This is a genomic window from Bacillus cereus group sp. MYBK139-1, from assembly GCF_051916915.1.
GTDB lineage: Bacteria > Bacillota > Bacilli > Bacillales > Bacillaceae_G > Bacillus_A > Bacillus_A pacificus.
Genome location: NZ_JBQAHO010000002.1, coordinates 987673 through 1012492, shown reverse-complemented (window position 1 = coordinate 1012492; position 24820 = coordinate 987673). Strand labels below are relative to the sequence as shown.

The window sequence follows — 24820 nt, the reverse complement described above, 5'->3', positions numbered from 1 at the left end:
CGCAATGCCAAGCAATGGTTGTCATAAAGTACATAACATAGAATACTACTTTTCATTTGAAAAAGCAAGTATATTCTTTTCGTTCGCAAAATATTCTTGTGCTGTTTTCTTATCTTTTGCGATTTGTTCAACTAACTCATCGATGCCATTGAATTTCTTCTCTTCTCTTATACGCATATGCCACTCTACTGTAACATTTTGATCATATATGTCTTTGTTAAATTCAAATAAGTGCACTTCAATGGATAGTTGGCGCTCATCTTCTTTAAAGGTTGGTTTATATCCAATATTACATACACCATCGTACCATTCATCGTGAACTTGTAATCTCACTGCATAAACACCTACAGGTGGTAATAGATACTCATCACTTAAACCTACATTAGCTGTTGGGAAACCAATTTGACGTCCACGTTTATCACCGTGTACAACCGTTCCCGCTACTGTATATGCTCTACCTAAAATAGATGGAATTTGCTCCATTTCGCCATTTCGAATTAACTTTCGTAATGCAGTAGAACTTACTTTCTCTTCTTGAAATTCAACTTTTTCAATCACAGTCTGTGTAAACTCCCCTCTTGCATGAAATGGTAAAGTCTCCATCTTTCCTTTTCCTAAACGTCCATATGAATAATCAAATCCTGCTACTACATGCTTTACATTTAAACCAATAATATAATCATCTACAAATTGTTGTGGCAATAAGCCTGCAAATGATTCATCAAATTTAACAACATATAATATATCGATACCTAAACTCTCGACTATTTTTTCTTTATCACACATTGGTGTAATATACTCGGCATGCGCTTCTTTTTTACCTAAAACAACAGATGGATGCGGATAAAATGTCATCACTGCACTTTTATATCCTCGTTCATCCGCTATTTGTTTCGCAGTTCGAATCACACATTGATGTCCTAAATGAATGCCATCAAAAAACCCTAATGCCATTACAGTAGGTGGTAATTCTAATTTATTTTGTTCATGTGGATGAGTTAAATGAATAAGTTTCACGCTTGAATTCACCTTTTTCTGTAATAATCCTTCCAATAATTCATTATAGCTTTAGTTCTTGATTATTCACAAGTACTTTCATCGGCTTTAGCATACCAGAATGTTTTGGATGGTGCTCATAAATTGCAAGGCAGCGATCGTTTTTATCAAACACTGTTATAAATGGTGCCGTTATTTGCGATTCATTTTTTAAGAACATACCATTCTTAATTTTTTCTGCTTGCTTTTCATCTACAACCATTTTCGGGAACTTACTTAATGCTTCATCAATTGAAATGAAGATAGACTCTACTGTTTCATTTTGCACGTTTTCTTCAATTTCTTCAAATGATATGCAATCTTCTAATAAAAATTCACCAGAAGCCGTTCTTACAAGGTGAGACATATGTGATGGAAAACCAAGTTTTTCACCAATCATTACCGCTAATGTCCTTACATATGTTCCTTTACTACACGTTACACGGAAACGGAATGAAATATTTTCTCCTTCAAACACTTCACGGTCATCTAATAATACAAATTCATGAATTGTAATTGTACGAACTGGACGTTCAACCTCTTGTCCTGCTCTTGCATATTCATATAATTTTTTTCCGTTAACTTTTACAGCCGAAAACATCGGAGGCATTTGCTCAATCGTACCTGTTAATGCCGCAAGAACCTCTTCCACTTCTTTACGAGTAATAACACGATCTACATGTTTCGTTTCCACAACTTCACCAGAAGCATCTTCAGTTGTTGTTGAAAATCCTAATGTCACTTCACCTTCATATGTTTTCGTTTCACTTGTTAAAAATTGTGCAATCTTTGTTGCTCTCCCAACACAAATAGGCAATACTCCTGTTACATCTGGATCTAATGTTCCTGTATGACCAATTCGTTTTTCACGCAATATCTTTCTTAATTTAAATACACAATCGTGTGATGTCATGCCTTTTGGCTTATGTAATAATACTACACCTTCCATATATGTTCACCTCATCGTAATTCTTTCATGATCATTACCTAAAACTTATTTTACATTGAAAAAATGGATAGACAAATGTCTATCCATTATTCTTCACGTTTACCGTCTTTATTAATTTGATGTAAAAGTGTATCAATTCGATGACCATATCCGATAGACTCATCAAATTCAAAGGAAATTTCAGGCGTTTTACGAAGACGAATACGTTGGCCAATTTCTGAACGAATGAAGCCTTTTGCCTTCGCTAAACCTTTTAGTGTACTTTCTTTCTGTTCTTCATCACCTAAAACAGAAATATACACTGTAGCAATTTGTAAATCTCCACTCACTTGTACATCTGTTACAGTAACAAATCCGACACGTGGATCTTTAATTTTACGACTGATGATGTCGCCTAATTCTTTTTTCATTTGCTCGCCTACACGGTTTGCACGTAATTTCATAACTCTTCACCTCATTCAATACCATTCCAATTGTGTTATCGTACGTTCAATTTCAGGAAATGAATCGATGTACTCAAGTACACGATTCATTTCTTTTTCACAAATAACACGATTAGAGGATACAGAAACAATTGCAATTTCCGTACGTTGCCATACATCTTGATGCCCTACTTCTGAAACAGCTACGTTATAACGCTGCTTCACTCGAGTTAGCACCCGTTGCAAAATTGCTCGTTTCTCTTTTAAAGAATGCACATCGTAAATCATACACTCGAATGAGAGTGAAGCGATTATCATCGCTTCACTTCTTCCATAATGTATGCTTCAATAATGTCCCCTTCTTTAAGATCATTATATCGCTCAATTGTAATACCACACTCATAGTTTTGTGCAACTTCTTTTACGTCGTCTTTGAAACGTTTTAACGTATCAAGTTGTCCTTCGAAAATTACTACGCCATCACGGATAATACGCACGCCACTATCACGTGTAATTTTACCGTCTGTTACGTAACAACCTGCGATTGTTCCAACTTTTGTTACTTTAAACGTTTGACGTACTTCTGCTTGACCGATTACTTTTTCTTCGAATTCTGGATCTAACATACCTTGCATCGCTGCTTCGATCTCTTCGATTACTTTATAAATAATGCGGTGTAAACGAATATCAACGTTCTCTAATTCAGCTGTACGCTTCGCATTCACATCTGGGCGTACGTTAAATCCAATTACAATTGCATTAGATGCAGAAGCTAAAATGATATCAGATTCTGTAATCGCACCTACGCCTGTATGGATAATTTTAACTTTGACACCTTCAACATCAATTTTACGAAGTGATGCTGCCATTGCTTCTACAGAACCTTGTACGTCTGCTTTCACAATTAAGTTAATTTCTTTTACATCGCCCTCTTGGATTTGTTGGAATAAATCTTCAAGGCTTAATTTAGATTTTTCACCACGTTGAGCAAGTAACGCTTCTTGTGCACGTGATTCACCGATTTGACGAGCTTTCTTCTCATCAGCGAATGCCATGAAACGATCTCCCGCTTGTGGTACTTCATTTAAACCTGTAATTTCAACAGGAGTTGATGGACCAGCAACTTTTACACGACGACCAATATCACTTACCATTGCACGAACACGTCCGAATGAAGTACCAACAACGATTGGATCTCCAACTCGAAGCGTACCGTTTTGAACAAGTAATGTCGCGATAGTTCCTTTACCTTTATCAAGCTGTGCTTCAATTACAGTACCAGTTGCATAGCGGTTTGGATTTGCTTTATATTCTTCTACTTCACTTACAAGAAGAATCATTTCTAGTAAGTTGTCAATTCCTTCGCCTTGAATCGCTGAGATTGGTACGAAGATTGTATCTCCACCCCATGCTTCTGGAACTAATTCATATTCTGTTAGTTCTTGCATTACGCGATCAGGATTCGCAGCTGGTTTATCCATTTTATTCACAGCAACAATAATTGGTACTCCTGCTGCTTTCGCATGGTTAATTGCTTCAACTGTTTGTGGCATAACACCGTCATCAGCTGCAACAACAAGGATTGTAATATCCGTTACTTGTGCACCACGAGCACGCATCGTTGTAAACGCCGCGTGACCAGGTGTATCTAAGAATGTAATCTTCTTGTCATTTACTTCAACTTGGTATGCACCAATATGCTGAGTAATTCCACCTGCTTCACCAGCAGTTACTTTAGAGTTACGGATAGAGTCAAGCAATGTTGTTTTACCATGGTCAACGTGTCCCATGATTGTAACTACAGCTGGACGCTCTTTTAAGTTCTCTTCATCATCTTGCTCATCGATGAATGTTTCAAACTCAGTTTCGCTTACAATTACTTCTTCTTCTACTTCAATACCGTAGTCGTTAGCAATTAACTCAATTGTATCTTTATCTAAGTCTTGGTTAATTGTTGCCATAATTCCAAGCATGAAGAGCTTTTTAATAATTTCAGATGGCTCTTTGCTTAATTTCTTAGCAAGATCACCTACTGTAAGACTTCCAGAGAAAGTAATTTTATCTGGTGTTTCTACAGTTTGTGTTTGTTGTCTGCCAGCAAAGTTCTCTTGACGCTTGTCTTCGTTTCCTTTGCCTTTTTTCTTTTTCTTATTGCTGTTCTTTTTACTACGAACAACTTTTTCTTCTACTTCAAACTCATCTGCAACAGAAGGTTTTTCAGTTTGATACTCATTATCTAATTTGTTTACTACTTCATCGTCTAACATTGTCATATGATTCGAAACCTCGATATTCATTTCTTTTAGTTTTGTCATAAGATCTTTACTTGAGATATTATGTTTTTTCGCATATTCATGCACTCGAATTTTACTCATACCTTCACCCCCGGTAATTTGTATCGAGCATGCTACGCAGCTTTTTCGCAAAGCCTTCATCTAACACAGCTACAACGACTCGCTCATCTCTCCCAATCGCATGCCCTAATTGTTGTCGATTTTCGACCTTTCTCATTGGTACGTTGTAGTACGTCGTTTTATCTGTAATGCGCTTTGTAGTATTTACTGATGCATCCTCAGATAGCAATACAAGTTTTGCTTTGCCACTTCGTACTTCCTTTAAAACGAGTTCTTCACCCGAAATAATTTTTCGAGCCCGGTTTGCTAGTCCTAAAAACGATTTCCAATCGGACACTTATTTCGACTCCTTCTCAACAAGCTCAAGAAGCTCTTCATAAAGAGAACTGTCGATTTTCGCTTTTAGATGATGTTCCAAAACATTTTTCTTTTGAGCTTGAAGAATGCTTTCTTTATCTTTTGATAAATAAGCACCTCGTCCTGATTTCTTTCCAGTTAAATCAATAGACACTTCTCCCTCTTTGGAACGAACAATGCGAACGAGCTCTCGTTTTGATTTCATCTCTTGCGTTGCAACACATTTTCGTAACGGAACTTTTCGATTGCTCATACTCATCACCTCTACTCGATTTCGTCTTCAACTGAATCGAATCCGAATGCGACTACGCTATCTTCTTCTGTTACAATTCCAAGTTGTTTCGCATCAGACTCACTCTTAATATCAATTTTCCAGCCTGTTAATTTAGCTGCAAGACGTGCATTTTGTCCACGCTTACCGATAGCTAATGACAGTTGGTGGTCTGGAACAACAACAGTTGTTGCTTTTTCTTCTTCATCTACAAGCACTTTAACAACTTGTGATGGGCTTAAAGCATTGGCAACATATTCTACTGGATCATTTGACCAGCGAACGATGTCAATCTTTTCACCTTTTAGTTCGTCTACAATGCGTTGTACACGTTGTCCTTTCGGTCCTACACAAGAACCTACTGGATCAACATCGATGTTCTCTGCATGTACAGAGATTTTAGAACGATCTCCTGCTTCACGTGCTACAGAACGAATTTCAACCGTTCCATCATAAATTTCAGGAACTTCCATTTCGAATAAACGTTTTAAAAGACCAGGATGTGTACGTGATACGTAAATTTGTGGTCCTTTTGTTGTTTTTTCCACTTTCGTAATGAATACGCGAATACGATCATGTGGTTTGTACTGTTCGTTCGGCATTTGCTCACTTACAGGTAATAAAGCTTCTACTTTCCCTAAGCTTACATAGATGAAACGAGCATCTTGACGTTGTACGATACCAACCATGATATCTTCTTCACGATCACTAAACTCAGAGTAAATAACACCACGCTCTGCTTCACGCACTCGTTGTGTTACAACTTGTTTTGCAGTTTGTGCTGCAATACGACCGAAATCTTTTGGTGTTACTTCAATTTCTAGTACGTCACCATCTTGATAGTTTGGATTAATTTGTCTTGCTTCTTCAACAGAAATTTCAAGACGTGGATCAAACACATTATCAACAACGTCTTTACGTGCTAAAACTTGGATTGTTCCCACTTGTGGGTTAAAGCTCACACGAACGTTTTGTGCTTGGTTAAAATTGCGTTTATAAGCAGAGATTAACGCTGCTTCAATCGCATCAATAATAATATCTTTGCTAATTCCTTTTTCTGACTCTAATACGAGCAAGGCATCTAACAACTCAGTGCTCATGAAGATCCCCCTTCTAACTAAAACGTAACAGCAAGTCGCGCATTTGCAACTTTGTCCATTGGAATTTGGATTTCTTTTTTACGTGTTTTAATTGTTAATAATAGTGTAATTGTAGTACCATCGTAGGAAAGCATTTTTCCTTCAAACATCTTTTCACCATCAATCGGCTCATATGTTTTAATTGCCACTTGTTTTCCTACCGCTTGCTGGAAGTCTTTCTCTTTCTTTAATGGGCGTTCTGCTCCAGGAGATGACACATCCAAAAAGTAAAGATGAGGAATTGGATCCTCTTTATCTAAAGCTTCGCTTAAACGTTCACTCACCGCACCGCATTCTTCAATGTCGACTCCCTTTTCAGAATCGATGAATACGCGTAAGAACCAGTCTTGTCCTTCTTTCACATACTCTACATCTACAAGTTCAAGATTTAACTCTTCAACGATTGGCTGCGCAAATGCTTCTACAACTTCTGTGACTTTCTTATCCATAAACAGCCTCCTTCCTGCCGCCATGTACCATTTACAAGAAAAGACCCCGCCCATAGAACGGTCTATCTTATTCTTTCTCGTTAGCTAACAAAAGCCCCTGCCGTTAAGCAGGGAATATCTGTCTTAGTATTACCAAATTTAAGAAGTAAAACTTGTAACAAAATATGTATATACGACAGAAATTTCTTACCTCTCCACATCAATAAAATGTAGATAGTAACACGAAAGAGTGGGTTTCCCCACTCTTTTTTTCACACAATATACATGACATGGTTATCTCGGTTAATAGTATACCATAGCAAATGTTGATTTGCAAAGACTTTTCCTACCTATTAGAACAGTGATAACTGGTTTTGATCCGGCAAATCACCTAAACAACCTTGACTATCTAAGTACTCAATAATTGTTTTCGAAACCTTACTACGCTGCTGCAAGTCTTCTTTTGATAAGAAGTCTCCATTCTTGCGAGCTTCCACAATACTTAAAGCTGCGTTCGTACCAAGACCAGGTACCGCATTAAATGGAGGAATTAATGAGTCTCCATCAATAATAAAGTCTGTTGCATGCGAACGATACAAATCAACCTTTTGGAATGAGTATCCACGTTCACACATTTCAAGTGTCATTTCTAATACTGTTAATAAACTCTTCTCTTTCGGCGCTGCATCTAAACCTTTTTGCGCAATTTCATCAATTCTTGCACGTATAGATGCTGAACCTTTCGCCATCGCTTCTACGTCAAAGTCATCTGCACGAACCGTAAAGTATGCCGCATAGAATAGAAGCGCGAAATGTACTTTAAAGTACGCAATACGCACAGCCATAAGTACGTATGCAGCCGCATGGGCTTTAGGGAACATGTACTTAATCTTCTTACATGAATCAATATACCAACCTGGTACATTATTACTTTTCATGTCCTCTTCCCATTCTTCTGGTACACCTTTACCTTTACGTACTGACTCCATGATTTTGAAGGCTAATGATGGGTCTAAACCTTGATAGATTAAATATACCATGATGTCATCACGACAACCGATAACTTCACTCAGCGTACATGTACCGTTATAAATTAACTCGTTTGCATTACCTAGCCATACGTCCGTACCATGTGATAATCCAGAAATTTGGACTAACTCTGAGAATGTCGTAGGTTTCGTCTCTTCTAACATCTGTCTTACGAATTTCGTACCAAACTCTGGTATACCAAGTGTACCTGTTTTACAGTTAATTTGTTCTTCCGTTACGCCTAACGATTCTGGCCCTGAGAAAATTTTCATTACTTCTGGATCGTCCGTTGGGATTGTTTTCGGATCAATACCACTTAAATCTTGTAACATACGAATAACTGTCGGATCATCGTGTCCTAGTATATCCAGTTTCAATAAATTATCATGAATAGAATGGAAGTCAAAGTGTGTCGTTCTCCATTCAGCCCCTATTGAATCTGCTGGATACTGTATTGGTGAGAAATCAAAAATGTCCATGTAATCTGGCACAACGATAATACCACCTGGATGCTGTCCTGTTGTACGTTTTACACCGGTACATCCTGCTACTAAACGGTCAATTTCTGCATTTCGAATCGTTAAGTTATGATCATTTGCATAACCTTTTACATATCCATAAGCAGTTTTTTCCGCAACTGTACCAATCGTTCCCGCACGATATACATAATCTTCGCCGAACAGTACTTTCGTATAGTTATGGGCACGTGGTTGGTATTCTCCAGAGAAGTTCAAATCGATATCGGGTACCTTATCTCCTTTAAATCCAAGGAACGTTTCGAACGGAATGTCATGTCCATCTTTTACATATGGAATATTACAAGTTGGACATTCTTTATCCGGTAAGTCGAAACCAGACCCTACAGAACCATCATTAAAGAATTCTGATTGCTTACACTTCGGACATACATAGTGTGGTGGTAATGGGTTTACTTCTGTAATTTCCATCATCGTTGCAACGAATGATGAACCTACCGACCCACGCGACCCTACTAGATATCCGTCTACTAACGATTTTTTCACCAGCTTATGTGAAATTAAATAAATTACGGCGAATCCATGTCCAATAATACTTTTTAATTCTTTTTCTAAACGTGCTTCTACAATTTCAGGTAACTCTTCACCATAAATGCTACGCGCCATTTTATAACTCATATCACGCGTTTCATCATCTGCACCTTCAATTTTCGGTGTATATAGATCATCTTTTACTGGATGAACATCGCCAATTAATGATGCAATCTTTTGTGTATTCGTTACGACAATTTCTTTCGCTACGTCTTCACCTAAGAATGAGAAACACTCTAACATTTCATCTGTTGTACGGAAATGTACAGGTGGTAATGAATGTCGGTTTAACGGATTTGCTCCACCCTGTGAACTAACTAAAATTTTACGATACATTGCATCTTCTGGATCTAAATAATGTACGTTTCCGGTAGCAACAACTGGTTTATCTAACGTCTCACCTAGTTTTACTAAGTTCGAAATAATTGTTTTTAATTGCCCCTCATCTCGAACGAGTTCACGCTCTACTAAATGACGTAGCACTTCTGGTGGCATTACTTCAATGTAATCATAGAACTGTGCAATTTCTTCTACCTCTTCAGGAGCTTTTTGCATCATCGCCTCAAATACTTCACCTTTATCACAAGCCGTTCCTACTAAAATTCCTTCACGATATTTTTTTAATAGTGATCTCGGTACACGTGGTACACGGTAAAAATAATTCAGGTGAGAATATGAAACAAGTTTATATAAATTTTTCAATCCGACATCTGATGTAGCAAGTAATGTCATATGACTTGGACGCCCGCGCTTATACGCATCTCCTTGTCCCATGCTATCATTTAATTGGTCATGATATTCAAACCCTTTTTCAATCACATCTTTTAACATTTTTACTAGTAAATATCCCGTTGCTTCTGTATCATAAATCGCACGGTGATGCTGAGTTAATTCAATGTCCATCTTTTTACACAACGTATTTAATCGATGATTTTTCATTTCCGGGAATAGGAATCGTGCAAGTTCTAACGTATCAATTACTGGGTTATTCGTTTTTTCTAACCCCGCCTTTTTAAAACCTACGTTAATGAAGCCCATATCGAAACTTGCGTTATGAGCAACAAGTGTATGGTCGCCCATCCATTCTTCAAACTTTTTAAACACTTCGTCTACTTCTGGTGCGTCGGTTAACATATCATCTGTAATACCTGTTAATTCAATGATCGTTGCCGATAATGGTTGATGCGGATTTGCAAAAGATTCAAAGCGGTCAATTATTTCGCCACCTTTTACTTTTACAGCAGCTAACTCAATAACTGTATCGTATACAGCTGATAAACCTGTCGTCTCAACGTCAAAAACAACATACGTTTCCTCTGCAAGTAAACGATGCGCTTCGTTATACGCTATTGGTACACCGTCATTAACTAAATTCGCTTCTACACCGTATATAACTTTAACTCCAGCCTTTTTCCCTGCAGAATATGCTTCCGGGAACGACTGAGCCACAGCATGGTCTGTAATCGCAATAGCCTCATGTCCCCATTTACCTGCTTGGGCAACAAGTCTAGAAACAGGAGTAACAGCATCCATTTGACTCATTGGCGTGTGAAGATGCAGCTCTACACGTTTTTCGCCTTCTGGGGCTTTATCTTTACGAGACGGTCCTGTTATTTCATTAATATCATTTGCAATCATTACTAAATCTCGAACAAATGTATCATTTTGAACAGAACCACGAGCCTTCACCCACATTCCTTTTTTCAAGGATTGTAACATTGGAATATCTTCTTTATCACGTGAGAACATTTTGATCATAATCGAATCTGTATAATCCGTTATTTTTAAAGTTAATAACGTACGTCCACTACGAAGCTCTTTCGTTTCCACATGGAAGACATATCCTTGAACTGTTTTTCTTCTTTCTTCATCTTGAATTTCTCGCATCGGTGTAATCTCTTCATCTGGCTTAATAAGATACCCGAGTGTGATCGGCCCTTCATGCACAACGCTGCTTTCTTCAGCTTGCTTCTTCGCCATTTCTTCCATAGCTTGTATAACACGCTCGCGGTCCTCTTGCTGCGTTTGCTCACGAAACTTTTGCATTTCTTCTGTATTTTGCTGTATATGTGTGTCTAACTGGAAACGCGGGAATCCAAAAGCCTCGTATTGATCCCCTACTGGTTTCGCAACGTTTTTCTTTAAAGCAGTAGATTCCAGCTCATTATTCACATTTATAAGTAACTTCACTCCATTAACCTGCGGAAGCTGCTTCTTTAAATAAGCAAACATAGGTGAAAATGTAATTCGTTCCGTACAAAGTGGCCAATACGCCCTCACTTCTTCTTCAGTAAATTGTTTGTTCTCTGTTTCTAATGCAAATGTTGTTCTTGCAATATGAGAAAATGATTGCTTAAGCTTTGTTTCTAGCAATTCATATAATTCTGTAGGCAAAATACGCGGCACTTGTAAGTCAAAATGCCAACTTTTATTCGCTTTATCAATAACTAGCTTTTCAATGCCACCGCCTTGTAAATATTGATTTATAAGGTCTTCTGGTATTTGCAACTGCTGGAGCAAAATTTGAAATCGCTCTTGTTGTTCATTTGTTAAAGACATAAGCACTCTCCTTCCATTTGCTATTATAAATTGAAACGTACTACAAAGAAAGATTTCTCCCTTCGTCTTTTACAAAATACGTTTACAAAGAAAGAGAAGGTACCTCGTTATGAGGTACCTCTTCTTATTTTAAAATATTAGCAATATATGTTTGAAGCTCTTCTACTTTCACTTCTTCAGACTCACCTGTAGCACGTACTTTCACTTCTACAATACCTTCGTCTGCTTTTTTACCAACTGTCACGCGAACTGGAAGGCCGAATAAATCAGCATCAGCAAATTTAACGCCTGCACGTTCTGCACGATCATCTAGTAATACTTCATATCCTTGCTCTTGTAATGAGTTATAGATGTTTTCACCCATTTCACGTTGTGCATCAGATTTCATATTTACTGGAATTACATGCACATGGAACGGTGCAACAGCTTTTGGCCAAACTAAACCGTTCTCATCATTAAACTGCTCTGCAATTGCTGCCACTGTACGAGACACACCAATGCCGTAACAACCCATAATAAGTGGTTGTGTTTTTCCGTTTTCATCTAGGAATGTTGCGTTCATTGCTTCACTATAACGAGTTCCTAATTTGAATACATGACCAACTTCAATTCCGCGTGCGAAAAGAATTGTTCCGTTTCCGTCTGGAGATTGATCTCCTTCTTGAATAAATCGTAAATCCGTATATTGACTTACTTTAAAGTCACGTTCTGGATTTACATTTACATAATGGAACCCTTCTTCGTTCGCTCCTGAACATCCGTTGACAATCGATGCTACAGCGTGATCAGCGATAATTTCAATATCACCTGTTACACCAATCGGACCTAATGAACCAACTTCACAATTTAATAATTCTTTTACTTCTTCATGAGAAGCAAGCTCAACAACTGAAGCACCGTATACATTTTTCACTTTTACATCGTTTACTTCATGATCACCACGAACAAGTACAACTACTAATTTCTCATCTACTTTAAATACCATAGACTTAATGCACTTTTCAGCTTCGATGTTTAAGAATGCGGATACTTCTTCAATTGCTTTTTGGTCTGGTGTTGCTACTTTTTCAAGCGTTTTTTCTGCTTCGTCACTCTTCGTATACGTAGCTACAACAGGAGCCATTTCGATGTTCGCTGCATAATCAGATGTATCAGAGTATGCAATTGTATCTTCACCAACATCAGATAATACCATAAATTCATGTGTATCTTTTCCACCCATTGCTCCTGAATCAGCAATAACCGCACGGAAATTCAAGCCACAACGAGCGAAAATGTTAGAGTATGCTTTGTATAAGCGATCGTACACTTCATCTAAGCTCTCTTGCGTAGCATGGAAAGAGTATGCATCTTTCATTAGAAACTCTCTTCCACGTAATAAACCGAAACGAGGTCTTTGTTCATCACGGAATTTTGTTTGAATTTGATATAATGTTAACGGTAATTTTTTATATGATTTCACTTCATCACGTACAAGATCCGTAATTACTTCTTCATGTGTCGCTCCTAATGCAAATTCACGAGCGTTACGATCTTTCATACGCATTAATTCAGATCCGTAAGAATACCAACGACCTGACTCTTGCCATAATTCTGCAGCTTGCATCGCTGGCATTAATAATTCTACAGCACCTGCGCGCTCCATTTCTTCTCGAACGATTCGTTCTACTTTGTGTAGCACTTTTAATCCAAATGGTAAAAAGCTATAAATACCAGAAGCATTTTGACGCATAAAACCTGCACGAAGTAATAACTGATGACTCTTAATTTCAGCATCAGCTGGAACTTCACGTAATGTAGGACTAAATACCATACTTTGTTTCATTTATTCGCACCTCTTCATTTTACTCTTATACGCAGGAAAACCCCTCACCTCGAGTTAGGTGAGGGATTTTATTCTACGAGCTCTATTTCATTATAAGTTTCACTTTATTTTACAAGAAAAACTTACGAATGTCATTCCAAGTTACTACTAACATAAGTAACATTAATAATGCAAAACCAATAAAGTGAACCATTCCTTCTTTTTGGCGATCAATTGGTTTCCCGCGTAACGCCTCAATTAAGAAGAAGAACAAACGTCCACCGTCTAAAGCAGGAACTGGTAGTAGGTTAAATAAACCAAGGTTAATACTTAAAACGGCTGCTAAACTTAATACACGCGTAAATCCATAATCTACAACTTGATCTGTTAGATTATAAATTCCTACTGGACCTGACAACTCATTAATAGAGAATTGGCCGGTTACTAATTTCACAAGAGACTCAAAAATTAGTTTCGTCCATTGGTATGTTTGTTCAAAACCTGATTTAATAGAACCTATCACTGTTTTCTCTACAGGAGAATAAACACCGATTCTACCAACTTCTTCTTTACCTTCTTTATCAAGCGTTGGCGTTACTTTCACATTAAACTGTTCACTATCACGCTTTACTTGTAACGTAATTTCTTTATTCGGATTTTCACGTACAATGGTAACAACATCTTTCCATGTACTTGTGTTTTTCCCATCAATAGCTTGAATTGTATCATTTTCTTTTAATCCAGCTTGCTCTGCTGCACTATTCTCCATCACTTTTCCGACCATTGGTTTGTCAACAGGAACACCTTGTACAAATCCAAGAATCACAAAAATAACAAATGCTAAAATGAAGTTCATTGCAGGACCTGCAAAGATCGTTAAAGCACGTTGACCTAATTTCTTAGAGCCAAACTGTCTATTATACGGAGCAATTTGAATTTCTTCACCGGCAGTAATAATACGAGCCTTCTCATTCACTCGGAATGTTTGAAGCTCTTCCTCGTACTCTTCATAACCCGAAATTGTTAAATTATGCTCTAAATCAGCTTGTTCGACTTCAATAACTCGAACATTTGGATACTTTTCATATCCATCAAAAACTAATTTTACAACTTCGTCTTTTTCGTTTAATACAAGGCCAACCTTTTTCCCAGGCTTTAACTCAACTGTATCTGCATCCTCGCCAGCCATTCTTACATAGCCACCAAGGGGCAGTAATCGAATCGTATACACCGTTTCATTCTTTTCAAATGAGAATATTTTCGGACCAAAACCAATCGCAAACTCACGGCATAAAATACCTGCTCTTTTTGCGAAATATAGATGCCCTAGCTCATGGAAAAATACGAGTGCACCGAAAATTAATATAAAGGCAATCGCTGTATTCAATTCCATACCACCTTTGCTAAATTTGTTCCATCACAAACCGTCTTGTGGTTGCATCAATTTCCAGAATTTCCTCTAAGCTCGGACGTGCAATGACATTGTGATGGTTCATTGCTTTTTCAATGAGGTCTTCCACTGTTAAGAAACCAATTCTCTTTTGTAAAAAAGCTTCAACAGCTACTTCATTCGCTGCATTCATTACAGCTGGCATACTTCCACCTGTTTTTCCAGCTTCATACGCAAAGCGCAAGCAACGGAAACGTTCTTGGTTCATTTTCTCAAAATGTAATGTACCCATTTCCCATAAATTTAACTGCTTTGTGTCTGAAAGAGGTAATCGATCAGGATATGTAAGTGCGTATTGAATTGGTACTCGCATATCAGGTGAGCCAAGCTGTGCCATCACACTACGATCTTCAAATTCAACCATAGAATGAATAATACTTTCTTTATGTAAAACAACATCGATTTGCTCGTAAGGGATACCAAAAAGCCAATGTGCTTCAATTACTTCTAGCCCCTTATTCATCATTGTAGCAGAATCAATTGTAATTTTCGAACCCATTGACCAGTTTGGATGTCGAAGCGCATCTTCTACGGTCACATGATGCAATTCATCTCTCGTTTTATCACGGAAACTTCCACCAGAAGCCGTTATAATTAGTCGAGAAATTCTTTTTTCATTTTCACCATTCAAGCATTGAAAAATAGCTGAATGTTCACTGTCTACTGGAAGTAACGAAACATTATGTTTTCGCGCTGCTTCCATTACAAGATGCCCTGCAGTTACTAACGTTTCTTTGTTTGCAATTCCAATTGTTTTTTTCGCCTCAATTGCACGAAGTGTTGGTAACAACCCTACGCTACCTACAACAGCATTTACTACGATCTCCGCATCTGGATGTAATGCTACTTCTAAAAGTCCTTCACTACCATATACAATTTTTGTATTACCAGAGACAGCTTGTAATTTTAAAACATCTTCCTCTCTTTGCACAGAGACAATTTGCGGAGAAAATTCTTGAATGACCTTTACTGCGTAGTCAATATTTTTCCCTACAGAAAAAGCAACGAGACGGAATTGGTCTGGGTGCGAGCGTAATACATCTAAAGTTTGTGTACCAATTGATCCGCTTGCACCTAATAAACTAATGTTTTTCATGACTCCAACCCCTCGTTCATTTATTAATTGTATTGTAATAAGAAGTAGAGAATTGGTAAAACGAATAACCAACTATCTGTTCGATCTAATATACCACCATGTCCAGGTAAAATTGTACCTGAATCTTTTACGCCATAATGACGTTTAAATGCAGATTGTACTAAATCACCAATTTGTCCAAAAATAGAAATGATAATTGTCAGCACGATTAAAATTACTACATTCGATTCCACTGGGAAAAACATGTTGTAAACAAGCGCTACAATAATTCCACAAACGATGCCGCCTAATGAACCTTCAATCGTTTTATTTGGACTAATTTCTGGCCATAACTTTCTTTTTCCTAATGCTTTTCCTACGAAATATGCGCCTGAATCAGTAGCCCATATAACAAATAATGCGCAAAACACATATTTAATTCCTAAAATTCTCGTTTCATTCAAATATAAGAATCCCATTGCAACATATGTTGTTGCCATTAGTAAAAACGAAGCATTGTCAAAAGTAAATGTATTCTTAGAAAGGACTGTATATGATAAAAGTAATAAAACAATCACAAATGTGATTTCTAATTTACCTAATCCAATCCAAGTAAACAGTTCTGATGCACTACTTGGAATTAAAATAATCCATAATAATACTGCAGCTAAAACTGTTGGCACTGAAATAAGCGTAAGCTTATTCATACGAATTAATTCATATAAACCTATAGAAGCAAGTGCATACACTAAAACCGTAAAAGGCACGCCACCGTAAATTACGATGGGAATGAATAGCGCGGCAGCAACCACTCCAGTAATAATTCTCTGTTTCACTACCAAACCCTCTCTTTCTACACGCCTCCGAATCTGCGCCCTCTATGTTGAAAGTCTGTAATCGCATTTAGCAAATGTTCCTCGGTAAAATCTGGCCAATACACATCTGTAAACCAAAATTCCGAATATGCAATTTGCCATAACATGAAATTACTAATACGTAGCTCTCCGCTCGTACGAATTAACAACTCTGGGTCAGGTAAAGAACTCGTCATTAAGTAGGAAGAAAGCATTTCTTCGCTTACATCTTCAACACGAACTTTTCCTTCCTCACAATCTTTCATCATATGTTGCACAGCAGAAACGATTTCATCTCGACTTCCATAGTTTAACGCGAAATTCAGAATTAATCCCGTATTCTCTTTCGTCTCTTCCATGGCCTTCTCCATCGCTCTGCGTGTATGCGTAGGAAGACGATCTTGTTGCCCTATTACACGGACTTGTACGTTCTCTTCAATCAATTCTGGTAAAAATGTACCTAAAAATTCTTCTGGAAGCTTCATTAAATAATCAACTTCCTTTTTTGGTCTTTTCCAGTTCTCAGTTGAAAAAGCATAAAGAGTTAATACTTTCACATTAAGTTTGCTTGCAAATTTTGTGATTTTCTTTACAACTTGCATGCCTTCATGATGTCCCGCAATACGAGGCATCGCTCTCCTCTTTGCCCATCTTCCATTACCATCCATAATGATGGCAATATGTTCTGGGATGTATCCTTTTTTCACTTCTTCAACGAGATGATCAAACGATGTGTCCTTTTTACCTTTAAAAAAAGGAAAGTTTTTAAACATCATTCATACCCTCCAACAAGCAGACGTATGCCTAAAAGTGTAAAAAGACCCCCTTAAGAAGAGGGTCATATTTGCGAAAGTATCGCTATTACACTTCCATGATTTCTTTTTCTTTGTTTTTTGCGATTTCGTCAACTTTTGCAATATATTTATCTGTTTCTTTTTGGATATCTTCAGTATATCCTCTTAAATCGTCTTCTGTAATCTCGCCAGCTTTTTCAAGCTTCTTAAGATCATCATTTCCGTCACGACGTACGTTACGAACAGCAACTTTTGCTTCTTCAGCATATTTTTTCACAACTTTTACAAGATCACGACGACGCTCTTCTGTTAATGCAGGGAATGCAATACGAATTACAGTTCCATCATTAGAAGGGTTTAAGCCTAAATCTGCTTTTAAAATTGCTTTTTCGATATCACCGATAGAAGTTTTGTCATACGGTTGAATTACAAGTAAACGTGCTTCTGGAACTGTAATGTTCGCTAATTGCACAACTGGTGTTGGTGCACCATAGTAATCAACTTGTACTTTATCTAATACAGACGCGTTTGCACGGCCAGCACGAACTGTTGCTAATTCACGAGAATAAGCAGCAACTGCTTTTTCCATTTTTTCATTTGAAGACTTTAATACTTGTTGTCCCATATTTATTTCCCCCTTACAACTGTTCCGATATTTTCGCCTAGAACGGCACGTTTAATATTCCCTTTTTCCATAACTGAGAATACAATTAATGGAATATCATTATCCATACATAGAGAAGAAGCTGTAGAATCCATTACACCTAAACCTTCTTTTAATACATCTAAGTAAGTAAGCGTTTCGTATTTCGTAGCTGTTGGATCAATAGATGGGTCCGCATTATATACGCCATCTACATTGTTTTTCGCCATTAAAATTACGTCTGCTTCAATTTCTGCTGCACGTAATGCTGCTGTTGTATCTGTAGAGAAGTATGGATTACCTGTACCTGCTGCAAAGATAACAACACGTTTCTTCTCTAAGTGACGAACTGCTTTACGACGAATGTAAGGCTCTGCCACTTGACGCATCTCAATTGAAGTTTGTACGCGAGTTTGAATTCCGATATTCTCCAAGCTATCTTGAAGAGCTAATGAATTCATAACTGTCGCTAACATGCCCATGTAATCTGCTCCTGCACGATCCATGCCCATTTCACTTCCAATTTTACCACGCCAAATGTTACCGCCACCAACAACAACAGCAACCTCTACATCAAGTTCTGCAATTTCTTTCACTTGTTCCGCAACTGATTTAATAACAGCTGGGTTAATTCCAAATCCTTGCTCGCCAGCTAAAGCTTCTCCACTCAGCTTTAAAACGACACGATTATATTTCGGTTTACTCATAATGAACCTCCAATTGCTTACATCTTTATTTTAAAAAAGGGAACACAATGTGTTCCCTAATCTGTATTAGTTACTACCTTTTACTTGGTTCATTACTTCTTCAGCAAAGTTGTCTTCGCGTTTTTCGATACCTTCACCAACAGCGTAGCGAACGAATCCTTTTAATGTTCCGCCTTTAGACTCAACGAACTGACGAACTTTCATATCAGGGTTTTTAACGAATGCTTGGTCAAGTAAGCAAATTTCTTCGAAGAATTTGCCAAGACGGCCTTCAACCATTTTTGCAACGATTTTTTCAGGCTTGCCTTCGTTTAATGCTTGTTGTGTTAATACTTGACGCTCATGCTCAACTTCTTCAGCTGTTACAGCATCGCGGTCGATGTATTTAGGGTTAACTGCAGCGATGTGCATTGCAACATCTTTAGCAGCCGCTTCATCAGTAGAACCTTCAAGAACTGTTAATACACCAATGCGTCCACCCATGTGTAAGTAAGCGCCGAATGCATCTGCATCAGTTTTTGATACGATTTCGAAACGACGAAGTGTAAGTTTTTCACCAATTTTAGCGATTGCTTCGTTGATGTGCTCTTCTACTTTTTTGCCGTTTTCCATTGTTTGAGCCATAGCTTCTTCAACGTTAGCTGGTTTGTTAGCTAATAAGTGAGCAGCTAATTCTTTAATTAATGTTTGGAAACCTTCGTTTTTCGCAACGAAATCAGTTTCAGAGTTTAATTCTAAGATTAAACCGTCGTTACCGTTTGTTTCGATGAAAGTTAAACCTTCAGCAGCGATGCGGTCTGCTTTTTTAGCAGCTTTCGCAATACCTTTTTCACGTAAGAAGTCAATTGCCTTCTCCATGTCGCCGTTAGTTTCTGTTAAAGCTTTTTTGCAGTCCATCATACCTGCGCCAGTTTTTTCACGTAATTCTTTTACCATTTGTGCAGTGATTGCCATACTTTTCATCCTCCTAAAATATGTATTTATACCTTTTATAAAGGTGTTTATACCTTAAAAAAGGTGATAAAAGGCCGAACCCCTTATCACCTTTCCAACTTTGTTACGCAGTAACAGTTTCTTCACCTTGTTTTGCTTCAAGGATCGCGTCTGCCATTTTAGATGTAAGAAGTTTTACAGCACGAATTGCATCATCGTTTGCTGGGATAACGTGATCGATTTCGTCTGGATCACAGTTTGTATCAACGATACCGATGATTGGAATGTGTAATTTGCGTGCTTCAGCAACTGCAATACGCTCTTTACGAGGGTCTACTACGAATAATGCACTTGGAAGACCTTTCATATCTTTAATACCGCCTAAGAATTTCTCAAGACGCTCTAACTCTTTTTTAAGTTGAACAACTTCTTTCTTAGGTAGTACTTCGAAAGTACCATCTTCTTGCATTCTTTCGATGTCTTTAAGACGCTTGATACGCTTTTGGATTGTTTGGAAGTTAGTTAAAGTTCCACCTAACCAACGTTGGTTAACGAAGTACATACCAGCACGAGTTGCTTCTTCTTTAATAGCTTCTTGTGCTTGTTTTTTAGTACCTACGAATAAGATGTCTCCGCCTTCAGCAGCGATGTCACGCATAACTTTGAAAGCTTCCTCAACTTTTTTCACAGTTTTTTGTAAGTCGATGATGTAGATACCGTTACGCTCTGTGAAAATGTAACGCTTCATTTTTGGGTTCCAACGACGAGTTTGATGTCCGAAATGAACACCAGCTTCAAGCAATTGCTTCATAGAAATTACTGACATAATATAGTTCCTCCTAAATGGTTTTTGATATCCTCCGTTTACTTCATCTCTAAGCGAAACTACAAACGTAGCACCAACACTTAAATCAGTAAACGTGTGTACTTTGTACTGACACCACTGCTTACTATATCATACTGAAATATTACAATCAAGTCGAAAATGCGAACAATGTAAAACTTTCTTTGTTCATACTCGAATTCTAGTATTACCAACCTGCATTTCTTTTAAGCAAAAAAGTGAAATGCAATTTATAGCTTTTCAAAAAATGCGATTATGCCGCTATTTACTAACAACATCAATCTTTTATACACAAAAAACTCTCCTCAAAAATGAGGAGAGTTTTATAAATTAGTTTGTTTTTAATTTAGCAAGTTCATGTAAGAATTTGTCGTTTAATACTTTAATGTATGTTCCTTTCATACCTAAAGAACGCGACTCAATTACACCAGCACTTTCTAATTTACGAAGTGCATTTACGATTACTGAACGAGTGATTCCTACGCGGTCAGCAATTTTACTTGCGACAAGTAAACCTTCTGTTCCGTTTAATTCTTCGAAGATGTGCTCGATTGCTTCTAACTCACTGTAAGATAATGAGCTGATCGCCATTTGAACAACAGCTTTGCTACGTGCTTCTTCTTCAATTTCTTCTGCTTTTTCACGTAAAATTTCCATACCTACAACAGTTGAGCTGTACTCAGCAAGAATTAAATCATCATCTAGGAACTCTTGACCAAGACGAGCTAAAACTAATGTACCTAGACGCTCACCGCCACCAACGATCGGTACGATTGTAGTTAAACCTTGACCAAATAATTCTTTATTTTCTACTGGGAATGCTGTGTAAGCACTGTTTACATCTAAGTTTGAAGATGTTTCTGTAATGTTGAATAAGCTTTGTGTATACTCTTCTGGGAATTGACGCTCTGCAAGCATTTGTTTCATACGCTCATTCTCGATTTGTTGGTGAATTGCATAACCTAGTAATTTACCACGACGGCTTACTACGAATACGTTCGCTTCGATTACTTCACACATTGTGTCAGACATTTCTCTAAAGTTTACAGGCTTTCCTGCTGCGCTCTGTAATAACGCATTTAATTTTCTTGTTTTTGCTAATAATTCCATTTCAAAAGTTCCTCCTACATGTTACTCACATATTTTTTCATCACTTGGAAACTAGGGCGAGTCACCTGATGACACTATTACAAAATAAACTGGCTCACATCTTTATTTTTAGCAATCGTTGCTAATTTCTCCTCAACGTATTGAGGTGTTATCGTTATTTTCTCTAACGTAATTTCAGATGCTTCAAACGATAAATCTTCAAGGAGCTTCTCCATAATCGTATGAAGTCTTCTTGCTCCAATATTATCTGTATCCTGATTAACTTGATAAGCAATCTCAGCAATCTTACGAATAGCTTCGTCTGAAAATTCAATTTCTATACCTTCAGTCGCTAATAAAGCCATATATTGTTTAATTAACGCATTGTCAGGCTCGATTAATATTTTAACAAAATCATCAGTTGATAATTTTGTTAATTCTACTCGAATCGGAAATCTCCCTTGCAATTCCGGAATTAAATCTGACGGTTTAGACATATGAAACGCTCCAGCTGCAACGAATAAAATATAATCCGTTTTTACTGATCCGTATTTTGTCGCAACATTTGATCCTTCTACAATTGGTAAAATGTCACGTTGCACACCTTCACGTGATACATCTACACTATTCGACTGCTTACCAGCAATTTTGTCAATTTCATCGATAAAAATAATCCCGAGCTGTTCAGCACGATAAACAGCCTCTTGTGTAACTTCATCCATATCAATTAAGCGCTGTGCTTCCTCATTTGTCAAGACTTTTCTTGCTTCTTTTACAGAAAGTTTACGTTTTTTTGTTTTTTTCGGCATAAAACTTCCTAATGCATCTTGGAAATTCATTCCCATTTGTTCCATGCCAGTTCCTTGCAACATATCGAACATGGAAGACTGTTGTTCAGTCACTTCAATCGATACAATTTCATCTTCAAGAAGTCCTGCAGTAAGCTTTCTTTCCACATCTTGACGTTTCTTTTCGATTTCAACATCTTCCTGTGAATCTGTTGTTTGATTCGAATTTTGAGCGCCACCAAATAGCATTTCTAATGGGTTTTTAAATCCAGATTGCTTCTCCGGACTCGGTACTAAAATTTCAACAAGACGTTGGTTCGCTTGTTCTTCTGCTTTGTCTTGTACTTTAACTACCATTTCTTCTTTCACAATACGAACTGACGTTTCCACAAGGTCACGTACCATCGATTCTACATCTCTACCTACATATCCAACTTCTGTAAACTTCGTAGCTTCAACCTTAATAAAAGGTGCTCCAACGAGTTTCGCCATTCGTCGTGCTACCTCTGTTTTACCAACACCTGTTGGACCAATCATTAAAATATTTTTAGGTGCAATTTCATCACGTAGATTTTCAGCTAATTTACTTCGGCGGTATCGATTTCTTAAAGCTACAGCAACCGCTTTCTTCGCATCTTTTTGACCGATAATGTATTGATCTAATTTTTCCACAATTTGACGCGGAGTAAAATGTAAATGCATATAAAATGCCTCCCTTACGATTCTACAATTCTTCCACAATTATGTTGTGGTTTGTATAAACACAAATATCGCCAGCAATTTCTAAACTCGCTTTCGCAATTTGCTTCGCTGTTAAATGTTCACTTGCATATTGTTTTAAAGCACGACCTGCTGAAAGCGCATAATTCCCACCAGATCCAATTGCTAAAATACCATCATCCGGTTCAATCACTTCTCCCGTACCTGAAACAAGGAGCATAGTTGTTTTATCCATGACAATGAGCATCGCTTCTAGCTGACGTAACATTTTGTCACCTCGCCATTGCTTCGCCATCTCAACAGCAGCACGCTGCAAGTTTCCATTATACTCTTCTAATTTCCCTTCAAACATTTCAAAAAGAGTAAATGCATCAGCAACTGAACCTGCAAAACCAGCTAAAACTTTCCCTTGAAAAAGTTTACGAACCTTACGAGCTGTATGTTTCATTACAACAGCATTTCCCATTGTCACCTGGCCATCTCCAGCCATTGCACATTCTCCATTATGATGAACTGCAAATATCGTTGTAGCATGGAAATTTCCCATAGAAAAAACTCCTTTATATGTTTTTATAGCTTTAAAAGCAATTTATGCCCGTGGGTGATGCTTCATGTAGACAGAACGCAATCTTTCTTTAGAGACATGCGTATAAATTTGTGTCGTAGACAAATTTTCATGACCGAGTAGCTCCTGTACAGTACGTAAATCTGCCCCTTCATCTAACATATGTGTAGCAAATGTATGCCTTAACATATGAGGACTTATACGCATTGTCAGTGAAGCTTTCTTAATGAGTTCATTTAATACATAGCGTACTCCTCGACTTGTCAGCGGCGTGCCTTTCGCATTTAAAAATACCATATGAGATTGTTCTTCAGTTTTCTTGGCTAACTGTTTTCTCCCGTTCTCTATATAAGTAATTAAAGCATCTTGTGCATAGCTCCCGAACGGAATATACCTTTGTTTTTTTCCTTTTCCCATTACTAAAATTGTCCCCACCGCAAAGTCAATATCGGTAAGTTGTAAATTGACACATTCACTCACACGGATCCCAGTCGCATACATCAATTCTAATAAAGCTTGATTCCTTTGACCTAACGGGGTTTCCGTATCAGAAACTTCAAATAATTCCTCTAATTCTTCAGCATATAAAAACTTTGGGATTGACAATTCTTTTTTGGGGAGTGACGCAAGTGCAAACGGATTATCTTTCAGATAACCTTCACGCATCAAAAAACGATATAAACTTCGTAAGCTTGATACTTTTCTTGCGACAGATTTACGGGCTAACTTTTCATCGTGCAACGTCGTTAAGTACAAACGAACATCCGCGTATGTAATATCTAAAAAAGAGGATATGCCTTCTCGCTCCATAAATTGCACAAAATGTTCTAAATCATTTTGATAACTTGCAATTGTATATTTTGAATAATTTCTTTCAATTTGTAAATATCCAACGAATAATTGTAACAATTTCTTCACATTCACACAATTCACCTCAATAAAGG

23 protein-coding genes are annotated in these 24820 nt (G+C 37.5%); all 23 read right to left on the bottom strand.

Annotation, left to right across the window (positions count from 1 at the left end):
• Window positions 1-45: 45 nt before the first annotated feature.
• The 23 genes from ribF to xerC all read right to left on the bottom strand — a co-directional run bounded on the left by ribF (window position 46) and on the right by xerC (window position 24800).
• Entirely contained in the window at window positions 46-1017 is a 972-nt protein-coding gene (gene ribF / locus ACTFRS_RS16480) for a bifunctional riboflavin kinase/FAD synthetase (protein WP_000766719.1), read from the bottom strand.
• 43 nt (window positions 1018-1060) lie between these two features.
• Window positions 1061-1984, bottom strand: a complete 924-nt coding sequence (gene truB / locus ACTFRS_RS16475; protein ID WP_440024671.1) for a tRNA pseudouridine(55) synthase TruB — start codon at window positions 1982-1984, stop codon at window positions 1061-1063.
• An 86-nt stretch (window positions 1985-2070) separates the two neighbouring features.
• On the bottom strand, window positions 2071-2427 hold the full coding sequence (rbfA, locus tag ACTFRS_RS16470) for a 30S ribosome-binding factor RbfA (RefSeq protein ID WP_000776445.1): 357 nt from the start codon (window positions 2425-2427) through the stop codon (window positions 2071-2073).
• Window positions 2428-2442: 15 nt separating this feature from the next.
• A complete protein-coding gene (locus ACTFRS_RS16465) occupies window positions 2443-2724 on the bottom strand; it encodes a DUF503 domain-containing protein (RefSeq protein WP_000582364.1) in 282 nt (93 codons plus the stop codon).
• Window positions 2721-4781, bottom strand: coding sequence for a translation initiation factor IF-2 (infB, locus tag ACTFRS_RS16460; protein WP_000036344.1), 2061 nt, complete (start codon window positions 4779-4781; stop codon window positions 2721-2723). Before infB ends, ACTFRS_RS16465 begins: the two co-directional genes overlap by 4 nt.
• A gap of 4 nt (window positions 4782-4785) precedes the next feature.
• Window positions 4786-5097 (bottom strand): YlxQ family RNA-binding protein, encoded by a 312-nt coding sequence (locus tag ACTFRS_RS16455; protein WP_001286523.1) that lies wholly within the window; start codon window positions 5095-5097, stop codon window positions 4786-4788.
• On the bottom strand, window positions 5098-5370 hold the full coding sequence (gene rnpM, locus ACTFRS_RS16450; protein WP_000071128.1) for an RNase P modulator RnpM: 273 nt from the start codon (window positions 5368-5370) through the stop codon (window positions 5098-5100).
• Window positions 5371-5381: 11 nt separating this feature from the next.
• Window positions 5382-6488 (bottom strand): transcription termination factor NusA, encoded by a 1107-nt coding sequence (gene nusA / locus ACTFRS_RS16445; protein ID WP_000102609.1) that lies wholly within the window; start codon window positions 6486-6488, stop codon window positions 5382-5384.
• A 17-nt stretch (window positions 6489-6505) separates the two neighbouring features.
• The gene (gene rimP, locus ACTFRS_RS16440; RefSeq protein ID WP_000359097.1) at window positions 6506-6976 is read right to left on the bottom strand and encodes a ribosome maturation factor RimP; all 471 of its coding nucleotides are present in this window, start codon (window positions 6974-6976) and stop codon (window positions 6506-6508) included.
• A gap of 332 nt (window positions 6977-7308) precedes the next feature.
• Entirely contained in the window at window positions 7309-11610 is a 4302-nt protein-coding gene (locus tag ACTFRS_RS16435) for a PolC-type DNA polymerase III (protein ID WP_139866981.1), read from the bottom strand.
• Between the two features lie 124 nt (window positions 11611-11734).
• Complete coding sequence (locus ACTFRS_RS16430) at window positions 11735-13435, bottom strand: proline--tRNA ligase (protein WP_139866979.1); 1701 nt, start codon at window positions 13433-13435, stop codon at window positions 11735-11737.
• Window positions 13436-13544: 109 nt separating this feature from the next.
• Window positions 13545-14801: an RIP metalloprotease RseP gene (rseP, locus tag ACTFRS_RS16425; protein WP_139866977.1), complete on the bottom strand. Its 1257-nt coding sequence runs from the start codon at window positions 14799-14801 to the stop codon at window positions 13545-13547.
• 16 nt (window positions 14802-14817) lie between these two features.
• Window positions 14818-15960 (bottom strand): 1-deoxy-D-xylulose-5-phosphate reductoisomerase, encoded by a 1143-nt coding sequence (gene dxr, locus ACTFRS_RS16420; protein WP_000790363.1) that lies wholly within the window; start codon window positions 15958-15960, stop codon window positions 14818-14820.
• 23 nt (window positions 15961-15983) lie between these two features.
• A complete protein-coding gene (gene cdsA, locus ACTFRS_RS16415; protein WP_000813584.1) occupies window positions 15984-16775 on the bottom strand; it encodes a phosphatidate cytidylyltransferase in 792 nt (263 codons plus the stop codon).
• 17 nt (window positions 16776-16792) lie between these two features.
• Window positions 16793-17569, bottom strand: a complete 777-nt coding sequence (gene uppS / locus ACTFRS_RS16410) for an isoprenyl transferase (RefSeq protein WP_139866973.1) — start codon at window positions 17567-17569, stop codon at window positions 16793-16795.
• Between the two features lie 85 nt (window positions 17570-17654).
• Window positions 17655-18212, bottom strand: a complete 558-nt coding sequence (gene frr, locus ACTFRS_RS16405) for a ribosome recycling factor (protein WP_000531501.1) — start codon at window positions 18210-18212, stop codon at window positions 17655-17657.
• Between the two features lie 2 nt (window positions 18213-18214).
• Complete coding sequence (pyrH, locus tag ACTFRS_RS16400; protein WP_000042663.1) at window positions 18215-18937, bottom strand: UMP kinase; 723 nt, start codon at window positions 18935-18937, stop codon at window positions 18215-18217.
• A 66-nt stretch (window positions 18938-19003) separates the two neighbouring features.
• The gene (tsf, locus tag ACTFRS_RS16395) at window positions 19004-19891 is read right to left on the bottom strand and encodes a translation elongation factor Ts (protein ID WP_001018581.1); all 888 of its coding nucleotides are present in this window, start codon (window positions 19889-19891) and stop codon (window positions 19004-19006) included.
• A gap of 103 nt (window positions 19892-19994) precedes the next feature.
• The gene (gene rpsB / locus ACTFRS_RS16390) at window positions 19995-20696 is read right to left on the bottom strand and encodes a 30S ribosomal protein S2 (RefSeq protein ID WP_000111483.1); all 702 of its coding nucleotides are present in this window, start codon (window positions 20694-20696) and stop codon (window positions 19995-19997) included.
• Between the two features lie 348 nt (window positions 20697-21044).
• Window positions 21045-21824: a GTP-sensing pleiotropic transcriptional regulator CodY gene (gene codY, locus ACTFRS_RS16385; protein ID WP_000421288.1), complete on the bottom strand. Its 780-nt coding sequence runs from the start codon at window positions 21822-21824 to the stop codon at window positions 21045-21047.
• A gap of 77 nt (window positions 21825-21901) precedes the next feature.
• Entirely contained in the window at window positions 21902-23293 is a 1392-nt protein-coding gene (hslU, locus tag ACTFRS_RS16380) for an ATP-dependent protease ATPase subunit HslU (protein ID WP_139866971.1), read from the bottom strand.
• Window positions 23294-23315: 22 nt separating this feature from the next.
• On the bottom strand, window positions 23316-23858 hold the full coding sequence (hslV, locus tag ACTFRS_RS16375) for an ATP-dependent protease proteolytic subunit HslV (protein ID WP_000526272.1): 543 nt from the start codon (window positions 23856-23858) through the stop codon (window positions 23316-23318).
• A gap of 42 nt (window positions 23859-23900) precedes the next feature.
• Entirely contained in the window at window positions 23901-24800 is a 900-nt protein-coding gene (xerC, locus tag ACTFRS_RS16370; RefSeq protein ID WP_139866969.1) for a tyrosine recombinase XerC, read from the bottom strand.
• Window positions 24801-24820: the final 20 nt, after the last annotated feature.

Coding starts and splice junctions, on each gene's coding strand:
- tsf (WP_001018581.1), bottom strand. CDS start 19,891: ATGGCAATCACTGCACAAATGGTAAAAGAATTACGTGAAAAAACTGGC.
- pyrH (WP_000042663.1), bottom strand. CDS start 18,937: ATGAGTAAACCGAAATATAATCGTGTCGTTTTAAAGCTGAGTGGAGAA.
- infB (WP_000036344.1), bottom strand. CDS start 4,781: ATGAGTAAAATTCGAGTGCATGAATATGCGAAAAAACATAATATCTCA.
- codY (WP_000421288.1), bottom strand. CDS start 21,824: ATGGAATTATTAGCAAAAACAAGAAAATTAAATGCGTTATTACAGAGC.
- truB (WP_440024671.1), bottom strand. CDS start 1,984: ATGGAAGGTGTAGTATTATTACATAAGCCAAAAGGCATGACATCACAC.
- hslV (WP_000526272.1), bottom strand. CDS start 23,858: ATGGGAAATTTCCATGCTACAACGATATTTGCAGTTCATCATAATGGA.
- frr (WP_000531501.1), bottom strand. CDS start 18,212: ATGGGACAACAAGTATTAAAGTCTTCAAATGAAAAAATGGAAAAAGCA.
- hslU (WP_139866971.1), bottom strand. CDS start 23,293: ATGCATTTACATTTTACTCCGCGTCAAATTGTGGAAAAATTAGATCAA.
- uppS (WP_139866973.1), bottom strand. CDS start 17,569: ATGATGTTTAAAAACTTTCCTTTTTTTAAAGGTAAAAAGGACACATCG.
- rimP (WP_000359097.1), bottom strand. CDS start 6,976: ATGGATAAGAAAGTCACAGAAGTTGTAGAAGCATTTGCGCAGCCAATC.
- rnpM (WP_000071128.1), bottom strand. CDS start 5,370: ATGAGCAATCGAAAAGTTCCGTTACGAAAATGTGTTGCAACGCAAGAG.
- dxr (WP_000790363.1), bottom strand. CDS start 15,960: ATGAAAAACATTAGTTTATTAGGTGCAAGCGGATCAATTGGTACACAA.
- rpsB (WP_000111483.1), bottom strand. CDS start 20,696: ATGTCAGTAATTTCTATGAAGCAATTGCTTGAAGCTGGTGTTCATTTC.
- ACTFRS_RS16465 (WP_000582364.1), bottom strand. CDS start 2,724: ATGATAATCGCTTCACTCTCATTCGAGTGTATGATTTACGATGTGCAT.
- rbfA (WP_000776445.1), bottom strand. CDS start 2,427: ATGAAATTACGTGCAAACCGTGTAGGCGAGCAAATGAAAAAAGAATTA.
- ACTFRS_RS16435 (WP_139866981.1), bottom strand. CDS start 11,610: ATGTCTTTAACAAATGAACAACAAGAGCGATTTCAAATTTTGCTCCAG.
- ACTFRS_RS16430 (WP_139866979.1), bottom strand. CDS start 13,435: ATGAAACAAAGTATGGTATTTAGTCCTACATTACGTGAAGTTCCAGCT.
- nusA (WP_000102609.1), bottom strand. CDS start 6,488: ATGAGCACTGAGTTGTTAGATGCCTTGCTCGTATTAGAGTCAGAAAAA.